Source organism: Streptomyces sp. NPDC007905 (assembly GCF_042959345.1).
Lineage (GTDB): Bacteria > Actinomycetota > Actinomycetes > Streptomycetales > Streptomycetaceae > Streptomyces.
Genome location: NZ_JBIBKS010000014.1, coordinates 111746 through 128947, shown reverse-complemented (window position 1 = coordinate 128947; position 17202 = coordinate 111746). Strand labels below are relative to the sequence as shown.

Annotated in this window: 14 protein-coding genes; 9 read left to right on the top strand and 5 right to left on the bottom strand. The window is 69.2% G+C overall.

Annotated elements, in window-relative coordinates:
• Positions 1-66: 66 nt before the first annotated feature.
• Together ACFZDC_RS24725 and ACFZDC_RS24720 are read right to left on the bottom strand one after the other, a co-directional pair.
• The gene (locus tag ACFZDC_RS24725) at positions 67-867 is read right to left on the bottom strand and encodes an acyl-CoA thioesterase domain-containing protein (protein WP_391327148.1); all 801 of its coding nucleotides are present in this window, start codon (positions 865-867) and stop codon (positions 67-69) included.
• Positions 868-974: 107 nt separating this feature from the next.
• Positions 975-1190 (bottom strand): DUF4177 domain-containing protein, encoded by a 216-nt coding sequence (locus tag ACFZDC_RS24720; protein WP_391327146.1) that lies wholly within the window; start codon positions 1188-1190, stop codon positions 975-977.
• A 342-nt stretch (positions 1191-1532) separates the two neighbouring features.
• Between ACFZDC_RS24720 and ACFZDC_RS24715 the strand changes: the two genes are divergently transcribed.
• Positions 1533-2792: a hypothetical protein gene (locus tag ACFZDC_RS24715; RefSeq protein WP_391327144.1), complete on the top strand. Its 1260-nt coding sequence runs from the start codon at positions 1533-1535 to the stop codon at positions 2790-2792.
• A gap of 163 nt (positions 2793-2955) precedes the next feature.
• On the opposite strand, the gene lpdA is transcribed toward ACFZDC_RS24715, so the two are convergent.
• Together lpdA and ACFZDC_RS24705 are read right to left on the bottom strand one after the other, a co-directional pair.
• Complete coding sequence (gene lpdA / locus ACFZDC_RS24710; protein WP_391327142.1) at positions 2956-4368, bottom strand: dihydrolipoyl dehydrogenase; 1413 nt, start codon at positions 4366-4368, stop codon at positions 2956-2958.
• A 148-nt stretch (positions 4369-4516) separates the two neighbouring features.
• On the bottom strand, positions 4517-5917 hold the full coding sequence (locus ACFZDC_RS24705; protein WP_391327141.1) for a DHA2 family efflux MFS transporter permease subunit: 1401 nt from the start codon (positions 5915-5917) through the stop codon (positions 4517-4519).
• 107 nt (positions 5918-6024) lie between these two features.
• Here ACFZDC_RS24705 and ACFZDC_RS24700 point away from each other — a divergent pair, with 107 nt between their 5' ends.
• The 4 genes from ACFZDC_RS24700 to ACFZDC_RS24685 all read left to right on the top strand — a co-directional run bounded on the left by ACFZDC_RS24700 (position 6025) and on the right by ACFZDC_RS24685 (position 8863).
• Complete coding sequence (locus tag ACFZDC_RS24700; RefSeq protein WP_391327139.1) at positions 6025-6603, top strand: helix-turn-helix domain-containing protein; 579 nt, start codon at positions 6025-6027, stop codon at positions 6601-6603.
• Between the two features lie 32 nt (positions 6604-6635).
• The gene (locus ACFZDC_RS24695; protein ID WP_391327137.1) at positions 6636-7109 is read left to right on the top strand and encodes a GNAT family N-acetyltransferase; all 474 of its coding nucleotides are present in this window, start codon (positions 6636-6638) and stop codon (positions 7107-7109) included.
• Between the two features lie 80 nt (positions 7110-7189).
• Positions 7190-8028 (top strand): IS5 family transposase gene (locus ACFZDC_RS24690; RefSeq protein WP_391327136.1). Its coding sequence is split into 2 segments (ribosomal slippage): positions 7190-7537 and positions 7540-8028, totalling 837 coding nucleotides; the frame shifts between segments, so codons are not numbered across the junction.
• A 202-nt stretch (positions 8029-8230) separates the two neighbouring features.
• Positions 8231-8863, top strand: coding sequence for a MarC family protein (locus tag ACFZDC_RS24685; protein ID WP_391327134.1), 633 nt, complete (start codon positions 8231-8233; stop codon positions 8861-8863).
• Between the two features lie 70 nt (positions 8864-8933).
• Here the strand turns inward: ACFZDC_RS24685 and ACFZDC_RS24680 are convergent, their stop codons facing one another.
• Positions 8934-10049, bottom strand: coding sequence for an arginase family protein (locus ACFZDC_RS24680; protein WP_391327132.1), 1116 nt, complete (start codon positions 10047-10049; stop codon positions 8934-8936).
• Between the two features lie 844 nt (positions 10050-10893).
• On the opposite strand from ACFZDC_RS24680, the gene ACFZDC_RS24675 reads away from it, so the two are divergent.
• The 4 genes from ACFZDC_RS24675 to ACFZDC_RS24660 all read left to right on the top strand — a co-directional run bounded on the left by ACFZDC_RS24675 (position 10894) and on the right by ACFZDC_RS24660 (position 17167).
• Positions 10894-11307, top strand: coding sequence for a hypothetical protein (locus tag ACFZDC_RS24675; protein WP_391327129.1), 414 nt, complete (start codon positions 10894-10896; stop codon positions 11305-11307).
• On the top strand, positions 11304-13214 hold the full coding sequence (locus ACFZDC_RS24670; protein WP_391327128.1) for a GMC oxidoreductase: 1911 nt from the start codon (positions 11304-11306) through the stop codon (positions 13212-13214). Before ACFZDC_RS24675 ends, ACFZDC_RS24670 begins: the two co-directional genes overlap by 4 nt.
• A gap of 61 nt (positions 13215-13275) precedes the next feature.
• Complete coding sequence (locus tag ACFZDC_RS24665; protein WP_391327126.1) at positions 13276-15129, top strand: peroxidase family protein; 1854 nt, start codon at positions 13276-13278, stop codon at positions 15127-15129.
• A gap of 1 nt (position 15130) precedes the next feature.
• Positions 15131-17167, top strand: coding sequence for a trypsin-like peptidase domain-containing protein (locus ACFZDC_RS24660; RefSeq protein ID WP_391327124.1), 2037 nt, complete (start codon positions 15131-15133; stop codon positions 17165-17167).
• The last annotated feature ends 35 nt before the right edge of the window (positions 17168-17202 follow it).

Genomic DNA, 17202 nt, shown 5'->3' with positions numbered 1-17202 from the left:
TGTGGGCCACGCACGGTTCAGCCGCCGCTGCCGATGTGAACGCCGAGGCCAGGCCGCGTCTGCGCCTCAGCCGCGCGTGGCCACGTACAGGCTCTGGGTACTGCGGCCGAGCGGGCCCTTCTCGTCGTGAAGAGCGGACTCGGCGAGGCCGATGCCCGCGCCGTCCACCATCGTCCGGGCATCCAGGCAGACCCACTCGCCCTGGGGGTGGCGGTGCAGGCTGACGGTGAGGTCGCTGTTCACGAAGACATAGCGGTGGAAGTCCAGCTCGGCGCTGATGCCGTTGCCCGAGTCGGCGGCCGTCAGCACCCGGCTGAGCGGTGTGACCTCCTCCCCCGCGACCAGCGGAACCCTCATCCGCATCCACGCCGTGGCCGGGCCGCGCTCGAGGAACGAACCCGCGGCGAAGCGCATCTCCATGGCGGTGTGGTAGCCCTGCTCCCACGGGATCGGGAAGAACGCCTTCTGCGGTACCGCACCGGGCCCGGGTACCGTCGGGCCCGGCGACACCTCCGGCACCGAGTCCGGCGCCGTCCTCATCAACAAAGCCGTCGCCCGCATCACTTGCTCCCCGCCGTCGGGTGTCAGGCCGACCTCCACGAGCTCGACGCTGCGCCCGGCGCGCAGCACGCGCGTGGCCACGGTCAGCGGCCGTATGGGTACCGGCCGCATGATCTCGTACGTGAGCCGGGCGACGCGCATGCCCGGCCGTCCGCCCGGCCGCTGCTCGACGGCCAGAGCGAGCAGTGCGGCCGGCGGACCGGCGTGCTGGGAGTCGGCGTCCCAGGGCCCACAGGTGTAAGCGGTGGGCAGGAACCGGCTCGCGGCCTCCCGCTCGTAGAAGGCCTCGGCTCCCGACACCGGCATGGCTGTCCCTCCCTGGCGCGCGGACTGTTCCTCGCCCATGTTACTAAGCGCTTGCTCACATGGGGAGGAGAGCACACCCCGGCGTCTGCCCGAGCGCCTGCAACCCGCTACTGGCGCGGCCGTTCGAAGGTGAGCAGCAGGCCCTCCACCGCACCCGGCCCGACGCGGCCCTTGACGTCGGCGGACGTGATCGCCTTCAGTCCCCAGCCGTCCTCGGCGTGCTTGTTGAGGACTTTCTCCAGCTTGTCGCTGTCCAGGGCATCACCGATCAGCGACTCCCGGAAGCTGACGACCTTGTACTCGTACGTGTAGGCGTGGCTCATGGCTGGGGGTTCTCCTGAGGGGTCGGTGCTGCGGTTGCCGGGGTCAGTCAATCATCGTTCGGCGCCGAACGGGCCGCGAGGTTCCTCGGTCCGGAACAGCGGCCGGCGCCGGTGCGCTCCCCGCCCCAGCCTGCCGATGCGGTGTGCCTGCCGGACGGCGGCCGGCGGCAGTTGTGCAGGTGTGGTCATTGAACGCCCGGTTCGAGGCCTCCCGCGGACGGCCGGAATTTCGCTTGCTCGTCATCTTCAGGTCACCATGGATGTCATGGGTGCTCGCTGCGATCCAGTCCACTGGAGCGCCCCCCTCACCCGAACCTGAAAGAGGGACGCACGTTGGGACGCATGCTCAAGCGCGGGCTCATCCCGCTGGTCGCGGTCGGTCTTGCCCTTCCCGGGGTGTCGGTCAGCACGGCATCCGCGGCCGGCGGACCGCTCACGCTCGCCGTGTTCGGAGACTCTCCGTACGGCAGGTCGGCGTACGCGCCCGCGGGCCAGACCGCCGACACCGCGCAGTTCCAGAAGACCCCGGCGTTCATCGGCACCATCAACAGTGACCCGACGATCAGCGACGTCATCCATGTGGGCGATATTCACTCGGGCAAGGAGTTCTGTACCGAGGAGTACGGCGCCTCGATCGCGTCCATGTGGCAGACCTTCACCAAGCCGCTCGTGTACACGCCGGGCGACAACGAGTGGGCCGACTGCCACAAGGCGTCGAGCCTCAACTCGCCCGGTCAGGGCGGCGGCTTCTACGACTCGGCCTCCGGTGCGATCGACTACATCGGCACCGGCGGTCTGTCGACCGACCCGGCGGACTGCGTCAGCTACCACTGCGGCAACCCCGTCGACAACCTCGCCAAAGTCCGGCAGGACTTCTTCACGCGGCCGGGCCACACCCTCGGTGACGGGAAACTGAACGTGGTGTCGCAGGCCACCGCCTACGACCCGGGCCACCCGGCCGACGCGCAGTACGTCGAGAACGTGCGGTGGGCGCAGGACGACATCGTCTTCGTGACCATCAACGTGCCGGGCGGCTCGAACAACGACACCGACCCCTGGTACAAGATGCCGACCCCGAGTCGGGCACAGATCGACGAGCGGACCAGCCGGACGGCGGCCGATGTCCGCTGGCTGGACGCCGCGTTCGCCGGCGCTCGGGCCCGGCATGCCAAGGCCGTGGTGATCTCGGCGCAGGCCGACATGTGGGACGTCGACGGCAAGACCAAGGACCACCTCGCGAACTACGAACCGATCATCAGCGAAGTCGCCGCGCAGACCGCCGAGTTCGGCCGCCCGGTGCTCATGCTCAACGGCGACTCGCACCTGTACCGCTCGGACAACCCGCTGTCGCCGACAGCGGCCTGCACCGGCGAGACGGACCCGGCCACCGGTGCCGGCGTGTGCGCCCACGACCCGGGCGACAACGCGTGGAACGAGCACCCCTACTACAACGTCTCGAACTTCCACCGGATCGTCGTGCACGGCAGCACCACCCCGCTGGAGTGGCTGAAGCTGACCGCCGATCCCCACGCCAACCACGCCACCACCGCCACCACCTACGGCCCGTTCAGCTGGCAGCGGATGCCACAGCCGCAGCTGTAAACCCCGTCGAACGCACCCTCACGCCCGGCCGCACGGCACGCCACCCGCGGCGCGCGGCCGGTCACGGTGTCCGATGTGGACGCCGTGGCCGGTCGCGTTCCCGCCGGAGAGCCCGGTCACGTCGAGCCGGCGGACGAGTTGTCCTCCGGCCGGCGACCGACGCTCACAGGTTGATCATGTGGCCGGCCAGGCCGTGCACGGCCTCCTTGACCGCTTCACCCAGCGTGGGGTGCGCGTGCACGTTGCGGGCCACCTCATGGACCGTCAGGTCCCACTGCTGGGCCAGAGTCAGTTCGGGGAGCAGCTCGGTGACGTCCGGGCCGATCAGGTGGCCGCCGATCAGCTCGCCGTACTTGTTGTCGCTGATCAGCTTCACGAAGCCGGTGGCGTCGCCGAGTCCGTGCGACTTGCCGTTGGCGGTGAAGGGGAACTTGGCGACCTTGACGTCGTAGCCCAGCTCGCGGGCCTGGGCCTCGGTGTAGCCGAAGCTGGCGATCTGGGGCTGGCAGTAGGTCGCACGCGGGATCATGGCGTAGTCGAGCTCCATGGTCTCCGCGCCGGCGATGGTCTCGGCGGCGACGATGCCCATCGCCTCGGCGGCGTGCGCGAGCATCAGCTTGGCGGTGACGTCGCCGATGGCATAGACGTGCGGGACGGAGGTCCGGCAGCGTCCGTCCACGTCGATCGCGCCGCGCTCCGTCACCCGTACGCCCACCTTGGCCAGGCCGTAGCCCTCGACATTCGGGGCGAAGCCGATCGCCTGAAGAACCTTGTCGGCCTCCAGGACCTGCTGTGAGCCGTCCTTGGCCGTGACCGTGACCCGTACCTGCGGGCCCGACTCGTCGATGGCGTCGACCCGGGTGGAGGTCAGCACATCGATGCCCAGCTTGCGGTACTGGCGGGCGAGCTCGGCGGACACCTCGGCGTCCTCCAGCGGGGTCATACGGTCCAGGAACTCGACGATCGTCACCTTCACGCCGTAGTTGTGCAGCACGTACGCGAACTCCACGCCGATCGCCCCGGCGCCCGCGATCACGATCGACTGCGGCAGTTCCTCGGCGAGGATCTGCTCCTCGAACGTCACCACCCGGGAAGTACGGCGAGTACCGGGGAGCAGCTTCGGCGTGGCGCCGGTGGCGATGATGCAGTGGTCGAAGCCGATGGTGCGCGTCGAGCCGTCGTACCCCGCCACCTCGAGCGTGTGCGGGTCGAGGAAGGTGCCCCGGCCGTCGAGCTCCGTGATCTTGTTCTTCTTCATCAGGTAGTGGACGCCCTTGACCCGGCCGTCGGCGACCTTGCGGCTGCGGCGGTAGGCCTCGCCGTAGTCGAAGGACACCTGCCCGTCGACCCTGATGCCGAAGGTCTTCGCCTCGTGGGTGAAGATGTGCGCCAGCTCGGCGTTGCGCAGCAGCGCCTTGCTCGGGATGCAGCCCACGTTCAGGCATACCCCGCCCCAGTACTTCTCCTCGACCACGGCGACGCGCTTGCCCAGCTGAGCGGCGCGGACGGCGGCGACGTAGCCGCCGGGTCCGGCTCCGAGGACCACGACGTCGAAGCGTTCGTCGAGCTCGGGCATGGGGTTTCCCCTCTCGTGGAGCGGCCTCGGGCATCGGACGGGACCAACCGGCCTCAACGATCATCCCCGCGCCGGACCGGCCGCCGCAACCGCTTCTCGTCGACCTTGCCGGCTTTCGTCCGCAACACCTCCTCCACGCGGCGCGACCTCACTTCCGACGGCCCTCCTTCGGCCGCGAGGTGTGGGCCACAAGGAGCACCAGCAGCCCACAGGTGGCGACCAGCAGCCGGCCCGGGCGGGACGCGTGGGCGAGTCCCGCGGGGCTCGTACCCGCGACCAGACCGCCGGCGAGGGCGATGCCGAGCGCGGAGCCGAGTTGTCGTGCGGTGGACGTGATCGCGCCGGCCACGCCCGCCCGGGCGGGCGGCAGTCCACTGACCGCGGTGTTGGTGATCGGCGCGTTGGCGAAGCCGAACCCGATGCCGATGAGCAGGTAGGCGAAGAGGAGCAGGAACACGCTCGTGTGCTGGTCGAGCTCGACAAGAGACAGGCCGCCGGCCGTGATGAACCCGCCCGCCACAGTCAGCGGCAGCCGCGGGCCGATACGACCCACCAGACGGCCGGACCAGGGTGCGCAGACCGTCGCTCCGGCCGCCATGGGCAGGGTCGCCGTCCCGGCGGCCAGGGGCGTGTATCCCCGGGTGTGCTGCAGATAGAAGGTGTTGAGCAGCAGCGTCGCGTTCAGGGCGACGAAGACGGCTACCGCTCCCAGGACCGCTCCGCTGAACGCAAGGCCGCGGAAGAGGCGCAGGTCCATCAACGGCTCGGCGCGGCGGGACTCCACCCACACGAATCCCGCCGTCGCGGCAGCGGCGACCCCGTAGGCAGCCGACGCCGCGGCCGACGTCCAGCCGATGCGGGGGCCTTCGATGAGGACACCCACCCCGGCCCCGATGACCACGGCCAGCAGGGCCTGGCCCGGAACGTCAAGCCGCCGTGCCCGAGCCGCGCGGGACTCGGGCACGAACACCGCGCTGAGGACCAGGGCGGTCACGATGACCGGGGCGTTGCTCCAGAACAACGACCGCCAGCCGAACGCCGCCACCAGCGCGCCACCGGTGACGGGGCCGACGGCCATGCTGAGTCCGAAGACAGAGGCCCAGACGCCGATCGCCTGTGCGCGCTCCCTCGGGTCGGGCATCGCGTTCACCACGATCGCGAGAGCCACGGGGCTGAGCATCGAAGCACCGATCCCCTGCACCGCACGAGCCGCCACGAGCGCGCCCACCGAAGGAGCGAGTGCGCAGACCAGCGAGGCCGCGCCGAACACCGCCAGCCCTGACTGGAACACCCGCCGGCGCCCGAACCGGTCGGCCAGCGCGCCCGAGGAGATCAGCAGAGCGGCCAGGACGACGGTGTAAGCGTCCACGGTCCACTCGAGGCTGCGCGTCCCGACGTCCAGGCCGCGCCCGATGGCCGGCAGGCCGACGTTGACGATGGTGGTGTCCAGACCGACCAGAAACATGCTCAGGCAGCAGACGGCCAGCACCGTCCAGCGTCTGCGGGCGCTCAGCACGGGCTGAACAGGAGGAATCGTCGTCGTGGTCATGATGCGCCTCTCACATCCGGGATGTACTGCCCGGCCAGGCTCGGACAGGTGTGCGATCACCGACCAGCACTTTTGCGAAGACCGCAAAAGGCCGGACACTGAGCGGTGTGGACGAAGAGCTGGAGCAGATACTCGACGGCATCGGACCCCGGTTGCGCACCCTGCGCCGCGACCGCGGACTGACGCTGGAGGCACTGGCGGATGCGACCGGACTCTCGGTGAGCACGCTGTCGCGTCTGGAATCGGGCAAACGGCGACCGACCCTGGACCTGCTCATCCCGCTCGCGCGTACGCACCGTGTCGCCCTCGACCACCTGGTGGCCGCTCCGGCCACCGGAGATCCCCGGGTGCATCTCACGCCGCTGCGCAAGGGTCACGGCAGCGTCGTGGTGCCCCTGACCCGGTACCCGGGGCGGGTGCAGGTGTTCAAGCACGTACTGGCTCCCCGCGAGCCGAAACTGGTGACCCACGACGGCTACGAGTGGCTCTACGTCCTCGCGGGCGAACTTCGACTCGTCCTCGGAGAACACGAAAGCACCCTCCACCCGGGCGAGGTGGCCGAGTTCGACACCAGGGAACCGCACTGGTTCGGCCCCGCGCACTCAACACCCGTGGAAATCCTGCACCTGTTCGGGCCACGAGGCGACCAAGCCGTCGTCCGTACGAGGCCTTCGGCAACCGAGTGATCAGTGGGTGGCCTGGCGGACGAGTGCCTGCCATGATCGCCATCATGGGGATGACCATCGCACCGGCCGGGGTGGCCGACTTCCACCAGGTCCTTACTGATCACCCCCGTTACTGGGGCGAACGCGACCTCCGGCCGCTGCACCTTCTGGCACTGGTACAGGAGTTCGGTTCCACCTGCTTGGTCGCCCGAGCCGAGGACGGAATCCGTGGGTACATCTTCGGGTTCGTCACCCCGGACGGCACCGGGTACGTGCATCTGATCGCCACGCGGGACGACGCCCGTGGCACCGGTCTCGGGCGTCGTCTGTACACGGCGTTCGCCGAAGCAGCGGAACGTCACGGTGCACGGCGGTTGAAGGCGATCACATCCATCGAGAACACCGGCTCAATCGCGTTCCATCGCAGCCTCGGCTTCGATACGGAGATCGTCGACGACTACAACGGCCCTGGTCGGACCATGGCCGTCTTCCACCGAGATCTGCCGCTCAGCGTCTCGTCGCCCTGACCATCCAGCCGTCACTGGCGATCGCCCCCCAGGCCGTAAGAGGTCGTTTCTTATGGTCAGAGCTAGCCGTTAGGTGGTTCATGACGGATCTGGTGGAGCGGCTGGTGGCGGATGAGTTGTGGGTGCTGTTCCGGCGGGTGGTGCCGCCGACGGAGGTTAAGCGTCCGCAGGGTGGTGGCCGACGGCGTGCGGGCGATCGTGAGGCCTTGGCGGCAATCGTCTTCGTGGCGACCTCGGGCTGCACGTGGCGGCAACTTCCGCCGGTCTTCGGACCCTGCTGGCAGACGGTCTACCGGCGTTTCGCCCAGTGGAGCCGGGACCGGGTCTGGGGCCGGCTTCACCGCGTCATCCTGGATGAACTCGGTGCTCCCGGCGACCTGGACTGGTCGCGATGCGCGATCGACTCCGTCAGCGTCCGCGCGGCAAAAGGGGGCCACTGACCGGACCGAATCCGACCGACCGGGGCAAGATGGGTTCGAAAATCCACCTGCTTACCGACCGAAACGGACTGCCTTTGTCGTTAGGCGTCTCCGGCGCCAACATGCACGACAGCAAGGGCCTTGAGCCGCTCGTGCGGGGCATCCCGCCCATTCGCTCCCGGCGAGGCCCCCGCCGCCGAAAGCCGGCAAAGCTCCACGCCGATAAGGGTTACGACTATGACCATCTGCGCCGCTGGCTACGCCAGCGAGGCATCCGGCACCGCATCGCCCGCAGGGGTATCGAGTCCTCACATCGGCTGGGCCGTCACCGCTGGGTGGTCGAAAGGACCGTGACCTGGCTGGCCGGTTGCCGACGACTGCACCGTCGCTACGAGCGCAAGGCCGAGCACTTCCTCGCATTCGTCGGCATAGCCGCAGCCCTCATCGTAAACCGCCGACTCAATACAGCCCGGATGGATCGGACAGACGGTGCACCTTGAAGTCTGGCTTGCCTCGGTCCACGGGCTCGGACTCCTTCAGGACACCCGAGGCCGCGCCGAGACTCCTTCCCAGGCGATAGAGGACCACGCTTCCGCGGTCAGGTAGCGAGGGGGCCTCGTCGGCGGGAGGATGAGGAGGACGGCACGCACCGCATGGGCGGTGCAGACGGCGACGGCTGCTCCGCGACCTGCGGGAGGCGTCGTGAGCACAGTTGAGCTCACGGTTCAGGCAACGATCTCGATGATCTTGCTGGTTGATCCCTTCGCGCGCGGCATCTTCTTCCGTCTGCTCACCGAGAACGAGCCTGAGCGGCGGCGTGAGTACGTAGGCCGGATCATGGTGACCGTCGCGGTCACGTTGGGCGTGGCGGCCCTCGTGGGCAAGGAGTTGCTCGATCTGGTCGGCATCGATCTGGGGGCCTTCGGGTTCGCCGGTGGTCTGGTGCTCACCCTGATGGGATTCGAAATGCTTTTCGGCGGTGAGCCCCCGCGCGCTCAGGGCGGTGCTCGGGCGCATGAGGAGCCCGAACCGAAGTCGGCCGAGGACTCGATCGTGGTGCCTTATGCCATTCCCTTCATGGCGGGGCCGGGCACTATCACCGCGGTCATCACGATCGCTTCGGCCGGTGGCGGCTGGTCCGGTCCGATCGCGGCGCTCATCGCGGTGGGCATTACCGTGGCGCTGATCCCGGTGGGGCACCTGCTCCTGGCCAACAGGCTGAACCTGTCTCCTCAGAGCACCGCCATCCTGACGCGGTTCGGCGGCCTCTTTGTCGTCACGATCGGGATCCAACTCGCGCTCGGCGGGATCAAGACCTACTTCGGTATCGAATGAGGTCAGGACCGGCGAGTGAGGTCAGGACCGGCGAGGCGGACCTGATCGGTCTGCCGCTTTCACAGGTGGTCTATGGGTGTTGAACAGGCGGCGGTCCGGAGACGGCCGGGTCCAGGTAGGCGGGTCCGGGCAGGCCCTTGCGGCGCATGGCAATACCGGTCAGCGCCTCGAAGATGGCCCGACGGGCGTTCATCGTGGTGGTGTAACCGGGATCCAGGTCCGGGACGACCTCGACGACCTCCACTCCCACCACGGGTGTCTCGTGGCAGATCCGGCGCAAGGCGGGTAGAAGCTCCCGGTTGGTCAGACCTGGCGGCTCCGGGGCTCCGGTGCCGGGTGCGAAGGCCGGGTCCAGCACGTCGATGTCGAGCGATACGTACAGGTACTCCGGCCCGTCCAGCGCCTCGTCGATGGCCTGTTGGAGAACGACGTCGAATCCGCGTCGGTCGATCTCGGCCATGAAGTGTGTGCGCATCCCGTGCTCGCGCATCCAGCCGAACAGCTCGTCGTCGGGTGCCATCGCGCTACGTAGGCCGATCTGGAGGAAGTTCCGCCCGGGGACGTGCTCGTCCTCGATCAACCGACGGATCGGTGTGGCGTGCGTGACCAGGTGACCGAACATGTCGTTGTGGCAGTCCGGATGTGCGTCAAAGTGGACCACTCCGACCTTGCCGGGCCCGTACACATCCGCTAGGGCCGCGGCATCCGGCCACAGGATCGAGTGGTCCCCGCCAAGCACGACCGGAATCGCGCCGGTCTCGGCGATCTCGCGGACCAGTGCGCGGATCGGCTCCATGGAGTTGTCGATGCTGAATGGGTCGACCGCGGCGTCTCCATAGTCGACCACCGTCAACTCGTCGAACGGCCGGATGCGGGTGCTGGGGTTGATCAGCCCCTGCGGAACGTTGGGCAGGATCCGTTCGTCGCCCCGAAGCGCACGTGGCCCATAGGCCGTTCCCCGGTGGCCCAGGCCCATGTCCACCGGCGCCCCGAGGACCGCCACGTCGACGTCGCCGGCGCGCAGGTCGTCCTTGTTGAGGCACAGCGGCACCCCGAAGAACGTGGCGATGCCGGCGTAGGTGGGGACGAAGGTGTACCGCTGCAGGTTGATCGGCCCGGGTTCGCGCTTGGGGTCATGTGAGCGGTCGAGTTCCATCTTCCAGGCATCCAAGGGTATCCCTGCCACGGCCGGCTCCCTCCTGCGCCCTGCGTTGCTGGTCAGAGGACTGGCTTATGGACAGAGCCTCTGGTCCCGCATGCACATACATCCAGGATGCGCGCCCACGAGGCCCCATGCCTGTTTTGTGCCCGACCGGGCGGCGCATCGCACTCACTGATGGCCGCTCGCGAGCACAGTTCCTTCGATGACACGGACCGGGAGGCCATCAAACTCGGGCGCGAAGACGCCGATGACCAGACTCGCCAGGCCATGCGCAACGAGCGCGATCAGCCAAAAGAAACGATTTCTAAGTCCGGGCAGGCGTGGGGACGTCGAGCGAGCTCCGTCAGCACACGAGGGACACGATCCGGCACGCGGCTGCGGCAGGCTGCCGACCTCGCGGATGCGGACGCGGGCAAGGGGGGCCGGGTGCGATGCCACTGGATCCGTCTCCGCCTTGGCCGAGGTGGCCCTGGTAGTCACCGAGGATGTGGGTGGCGAAATCATGGACGGTCCAGCCGGGGACTGCCGTCCTGCTCCACTCGCTGGGCCGCACACCGCGCGGTTCGTCGAGGAGTGGGCCGGGTCCGGCCCCAGTGGGCGAGCGTCGAGCGGCCTGCCGAGCCGTGAGAGGTCGGCCGGGCCGTCGGGCGGGAGACTCATGGAGAAACCCTGAGAGCCTCGACAGGGATTTGGTTGAAAACGTAACGCCATCAGCCCGTTGGGAGCCGCACCGTCCCCGAGATGCAGGGGCGCAGTCGGTCCCATAGCGTGGACATTAAGAGTGCGTCCAGGGTGTTCCTCTCCCTTGCCGTGGGATTCGGCGGACGGTCCCCTCACCGCGAGAATCACCACACCCTCAGGAGACATCATGGCCACGGTTCCCGTTTCCACCCGCCCGGTCTCGGTCAATGTCCTGGCCGGAATCAGACTCGTCAACGGAGCCGCCGGTCTGTTGGCACCGGAGTTGCTCATCCGGCGGTTCGACCCCGACCGCGATCCGCCCAGCCCGGCAGCCATCTACGCCTTCCGCCTCTTCGGCATCCGCACGGTCCTCCTCGGCCTCGGTCTGCTGACCCACAGCGGCGAACGGCTGCGGGCGGACCTGTGCGAGGGCATCCTGATCCACGGCAGTGACACCGCGACAGCGGCCTCGCTCGGTATCCACCGGCAAGTCCCGCCGCACACCGCGGTGATGACCACCCTCATCTCGGCCGTCAATACCGCCCTGGCCATCAGCGCCAGTGCCTCGCTCGCCAACTCGCCGAAGGACAAGCGGACGTGAACGCGGAGCCCCAGGCCACTCCCCCCGCCGAGACGGGCTTCGACTACGTCGTCGTCGGTGCCGGCCCGGGTGGTGGGCCGCTGGCGGCCAACCTCGCCGCCGCGGGGATGCGCACCCTGCTCCTCGAGGCCGGCGGTGCCGAGGAGAACGACAACTATCTGGTGCCCGCCTTCCACGCCGACGCCTCCGAGGATCCCGTCCAGTGCTGGAACTACTTCATCCGGCACTACGCCGACGACCAGCAGCAACGGCGCGACAGCAAGCTCGTAGCGGACAGGGGCGTCCTCTACCCGCGCGCAGGCACGGTCGGCGGGTGCACCGCGCACCATGCGCTGATCACCGTCTATCCGTACAACCGCGACTGGGATGCCATCGCGGAGGAGACCGGTGACGCGACCTGGCACAGCACGGCCATGCGCCGGTACTTCGAGCGGCTGGAGCGCTGTACCTACCGGCCGCGGCCCAAGGAGCCGCCCGGCAACGCGCTGCTGGCCGCGCTGCTCCGGGTTCTGCCCCTCGTGGCGGACCGGTACCGCAACGACGCCCGGCACGGCTTCGACGGCTGGCTGCCGACTGCGCTGGCCGACCCCCGACTGGCCGTCCAGGACGAACAGTTGCTGAAGGTCATCCTCTCCGCCGCTGAGGACACGCTCGCCGACTTCCTCGACCGGCCGCTGGCCCCCCTCGAGGGGCTCGGCTCCTTGGTCGACCCCAACGACTGGCGGGTGCAGACCCACGCGCTGCAAGGGCTGTGGCAGATCCCCATCTCCACGGCGGGCGGCCGCCGCAGCGCGGTACGCGAACGTGTCGAGGCCGTGCAGCGCGCTCATCCGGATCGTCTGGTGGTCCGTACTCACGCGCTGGCCGCTCGGATCGTGCTGGACGAGGACAACACGGCGACCGGCGTCGACTACCTGGACGAGGAACACGCCTACCGGGCCGATCCCCACAGTCTGCCGGGTTCCGGACCACCGGTGCTGCACCGGGTTCTCGCCTCGCGCGAAGTGATCCTGGCCGCCGGGGCGTTCAACACACCCCAGCTGCTGATGCTCTCCGGCATCGGACCACCTGAGGAACTGCGGCGGCACGGCATCCCCGTGCGTGTCGGCCTGCACGGGGTGGGCGCCCATCTCCAGGACCGGTACGAAGTCGGCGTGGTCAGCCGGATGGACCGCGCGTTCCCCGTGCTCAAGGACTGCGACTTCCACGCCCCGAAGCCCGGGACCGAACCGGACCGCTGCTACCGGGCGTGGCAGCAGGGCAAGGGCCTCTTCACCACGAACGGCGCCGTCCTCGGCATCACCCGCAAGTCGCGCCCGGACCTGGACGCCCCCGACCTGTTCATCTTCGGCGGCCCCTTCGACTTCCGGGGATACCGTCCCGGCTACTCCCTCGGCCTGACCCACCACAAGGACCGCTTCACCTGGGCCATCCTCAAGAGCCGTACCCACAACACGGGGGGCCGGGTCCGGCTGCGCTCCACCGACCCGCGCGACACACCCCTGGTCAACTTCCACTACTTCACCGAAGGCACGGACAAGGAGGGCCTGGACCTCGAAGCGATGGCCGACGCAGTGGAGTTCGTGCGCGGAATGAACCGCAGGGCGGGCGCCGTGATCCTCGGGGAGCTGTGGCCCGGCGAGGAGGTCGACGACCGTGACGCCGTCCGCCGGTTCGTCCAGGACGAGGCCTGGGGCCACCATGCGTCGTGCACCTGCCGGATGGGGCGCGTCGACGATCCCTCAGCGGTGGTCGACAGCGCCTTCCGGGTCCGCGGGGTGGACCGGCTGCGGATCGTCGACGCCTCGGTCTTCCCCCGCATCCCCGGCTTCTTCGTCGCCGCCCCCATCTACATGATCAGCGAGAAGGCGAGTGACGTGATCCTCGACGAAGCGACCCACACCTGAACCCCGCACGACCGCGCCATCCCTGCGCGAAACGATCAGGAGCCACCCAAGGAGTATCGCGATGAGCACGCACCGACGCGCCGCACGGCGTTCCCCGGCCGGATACCGCACGTCACTCCCCTGGCGGATCATCACCAGTGCCGCCCAGTACATCGACCGCCGCGTCGGCTGGGACAGACTGCCCGTCGTCGCGGGCCTGCTGACGCTCTTCGGACTGCGGATCAGGCTCCGTCAGAAGAACCTCTACGACACCGGCCGGCTGCCCGCCGTCAACCAGCCCGAACCCGCACCACCGTCCGCGAGTCACCGGGTCAACCGGACCGCCGACGGCAGCCACAACGACCTCGGCGACCCGCGGATGGGCATGGCGGGCACCCGCTTCGGCCGGAACATTCCGCTGGAGTCCATCGCCCCGGCCGCACCGGAGGACGTACTGTCCGCGCCCAGTCCGCGCGAGGTCAGCCGCGCCCTGCTCACCCGCGACGAACTCATCCCGGCCGAATCCGTCAACTCCCTGGTCTCCGCCTGGCTCCAGTTCATGATCCGCGACTGGTTCAGCCACGGTACGAGCCCCACGGACCGGCCCTGGGAGGTTCCCCTGGTGGACGACGACCCCTGGCCGGAACACCCCATGAAGATCCTGCGGACCCCGGACGACCCGACCCGTGACCCGCAGGCGCCCCCCGGTACGCCCGACACCCGTGTCAACGTCTCCTCCCACTGGTGGGACGCGTCCCAGATCTACGGGAAGAACCAGGCCGAGCAGCACCAGCTGCGCACCGGAGAACTGGGCAAGCTGCACCTGTGGGACGACGAGCAGGCCCCTGTCCCGGCGGATCCCTCGCAGGACCCCACGCGCGTCCCCGGCTTCTGGTTGGGCCTCGCCATGATGCAGGACCTGTTCACCCGGGAGCACAACACGATCTGCGACCACCTGCACGGCGCCTACCCGTCCTGGAGCGACGAGGAGCTGTTCCAGCGTGCCCGGCTCGTCAACGCCGCCCTCCTCGCCAAGATCCACACCGTGGAGTGGACACCGGCCGTGATCAGCCATCCCACCACCGTCAAGGCGCTGCGCGCCAACTGGTGGGGCATCGCCGGCGAACGCGTCCACAACCTGTTCGGCCGGATCAGCGACAGCGAGGTCCTCAGCGGCATCCCCGGCGGCGAGACCGACCACTACGGCATCCCGTACTCCCTCACCGAGGAATTCGTGGCGGTCTACCGCATGCACCCGCTCATCCGTGACGACTGGCATCTGCGCTCCGTCGCCGACGACACGACCCTGCGTCACTGCACCCTGCGCGACATCTCCGGCCCGGGAGCGCTGAAGTTCCTGGAGACCACGGAGATGGCCGACCTGCTCTACAGCTTCGGCACGCTCCATCCCGGGCTGGTCACCCTGCACAACTTCCCCGGTTTCCTCCAGGAGTTCGAGCGGCCGGACGGGCATCTGCAGGACCTCGCGGCCACCGACATCCTGCGCTCCCGGGAGCTGGGGGTGCCCCGCTACAACGCGTTCCGACGGCTGCTGCGGCTCAAGCCCGCGGAGAGCTTCACGGAGCTGGCACACGATCCGGCGTGGGCCGAGCAGATCGAGCGGCTCTACGACGGCGACATCGAGAAGGTCGACCTGATGGTCGGGCTGTACGCGGAAAAGCTCCCGGCCGGATTCGCCTTCAGTGACACGGCGTTCCGCATCTTCATCCTGATGGCCTCGCGCCGGCTGAACAGTGACCGCTTCTTCACCACGTACTACACGCCCGAGGTCTACTCCAAGGCCGGCATGGCCTGGATCGACGACAACAGCATGGTCACCGTCCTGCTGCGCCACCACCCCGAGCTGCGTACGGCCCTGTCCGGGCTGAACAACGCCTTCGTGCCGTGGCACAACGCCGCAGGAAGGGACACCTGAGATGGCGGTCACGGAAAGGCTTCGGCAGGAGCGCGCACGCCAACTCGCCGCGGCTGCCGAGCGGTACCGCGCGACCAGCGACGAGCGCCGGGACGTGGAGCGGCAGCAGGATGCCGGCGTCCCCTTCCCGGACTCCCGGCAGGCGCTCGCCGCGCGCGCCATGCGCCTGCTGGACCGGCACGCGGTGCCGGCCGCCCTGGCCGTGGAGGCCGTGCGCGCGGAACCGCTGGCCGCGCCCGACGCCTACGAACGCATCCTCGGGGTGTCCAAGGACCTGCAGGCGTGGAGCTTCCTGCCGCGTGGTGCCCGGGTGGCGCGCACCGTCGCCCGGATATCGGTGCGGGAGAACGGCCGTGAGCTGCCGCTCGGCACGGGCTTCCTGGTGTCGCCGAGCCTGCTGATGACCAACCACCACGTGCTCGCGGACGTGGAGGCGGCCCGGCAGTGCTTCGTCGAGTTCGACGCCCAGGTCACCGTCGACAACACCCCTCAGCCGGCGACCCGGCTGGAACTGGACCCGGACGCGTTCTTCGTGGCCGACCAGCGCCTGGACTTCGCCCTGGTACTGGTCGCCCCCGGCCCGGACGGGCGACCGCCGGGTGAGACGTTCGGCTGGAACCGGCTCAGCGTCCAGCCGGGCAAGTTGGTCATCGGCGAGCCCGTCAACGTGATCGGTCACCCGATGGGGCGCCTGAAAGAGATCGCCGTCCGCGACAACATGCTCCAGGTGCGGCTCGACGACTTCCTCCAGTACAAGACGGACACCGAGCCCGGCAATTCCGGTTCCCCGGTCTTCAACGATCAGTGGGAGGTCGTCGCGCTCCACCACAGCGGGGTGCCGAAGACCGACGACCAGGGGCGCGTCCTGCGCACGGACGGCCAGGTGTGGCAGCCGGGCGACGGCGACGACGCGGTCGACTGGGTGTCCAACGAGGGCGTGCGCGTCAGCTCCATCCTGCGGCACCTCGCAGAACTGCCGTCCGGCACCCGGTCGGGTCCGCTGGCGGACATGGGCACCGAATCCGGCCTGGGCCTGGCGGAGTCCGCGGTGCCGGCAGCGGTGCCCGCTACGGCGCCTGCGGTCTCCGTACCCGGACCGGCCGCCGCGACTGCCCGCGCGCACACGGGGCTGCGCGCCCGGGACGGCGCGTTCGGCGGCGAGCGCCATCTCGTCTTCCTGCACGGGCGCTCCCAGGAGCGCAAGGACCCGGAGGACCTGCGCCGCGACTGGACGGCCGGTCTCAACCAGGGGCTCGTCCGCGCCGGGCTCCCGCCGATCGACCCGGCCGACGCCTGGTTCCCCTACTACGGCGATCGGCTGGTGCAGGTGCTCTCCGCACACGAGGCCGTTCCACGGGTCACCGAGGCCATGAGTCTCTCCCCGGCCGAGGCGGTTGCCCCCGCCTCGCCCTCGGCCCGAGCGGTGTACGAGGAGATGATCGGCGAGGCCGCCGTCCGGTGGAACATCCCCGAGGAGAGGCAGCCGGACGTCGAGCGGATCGGCCTGGGCGACGTCGTCGGAGGCCTTCACCGGCAGCTGGGCTGGCTGGCCGCGAGGAGTGACCTCGACGCGTGGACCATTGCCCTGGTCCTCCATGACGTGGCCGCGTATCTCGACGACCGGCGCGTCCGGGACGCGGTCCTGGACTGTGTGCTGGAGACGCTCCCGGAGGAGGGGGAGGTGATACTCGTCAGCCACAGCCTCGGCACGGTGGTCGGCATGGACCTCACCACACGGCTGTCTCCCGCGCTGCGTACGATCCACCTCACCACGGCGGGCAGCCCGCTGGGACTGGACAGCGTGTACAAGAGGCTGCTCATCAGCGGGCCGAAGCGCCCCGACGTGGTGGCGGACTGGCTCAACGCGTGGTCCCCGTCCGACGCGGTGGCCATCGGATGCCCGCTGGCCGACGAGTGGGCGGGCACGGTGACCGACGTCGCCGTCGTCAACGCCCGCGACCGGGCCCACAATATCGCGGAGTACCTCGCCCACCCCGAGGTCGCCGGTGAGATCGGCGGCCGGCTCGGGCTCGGCTGATCGCGTGTGACCGCTGCTGCCCACGCCGGCCACGA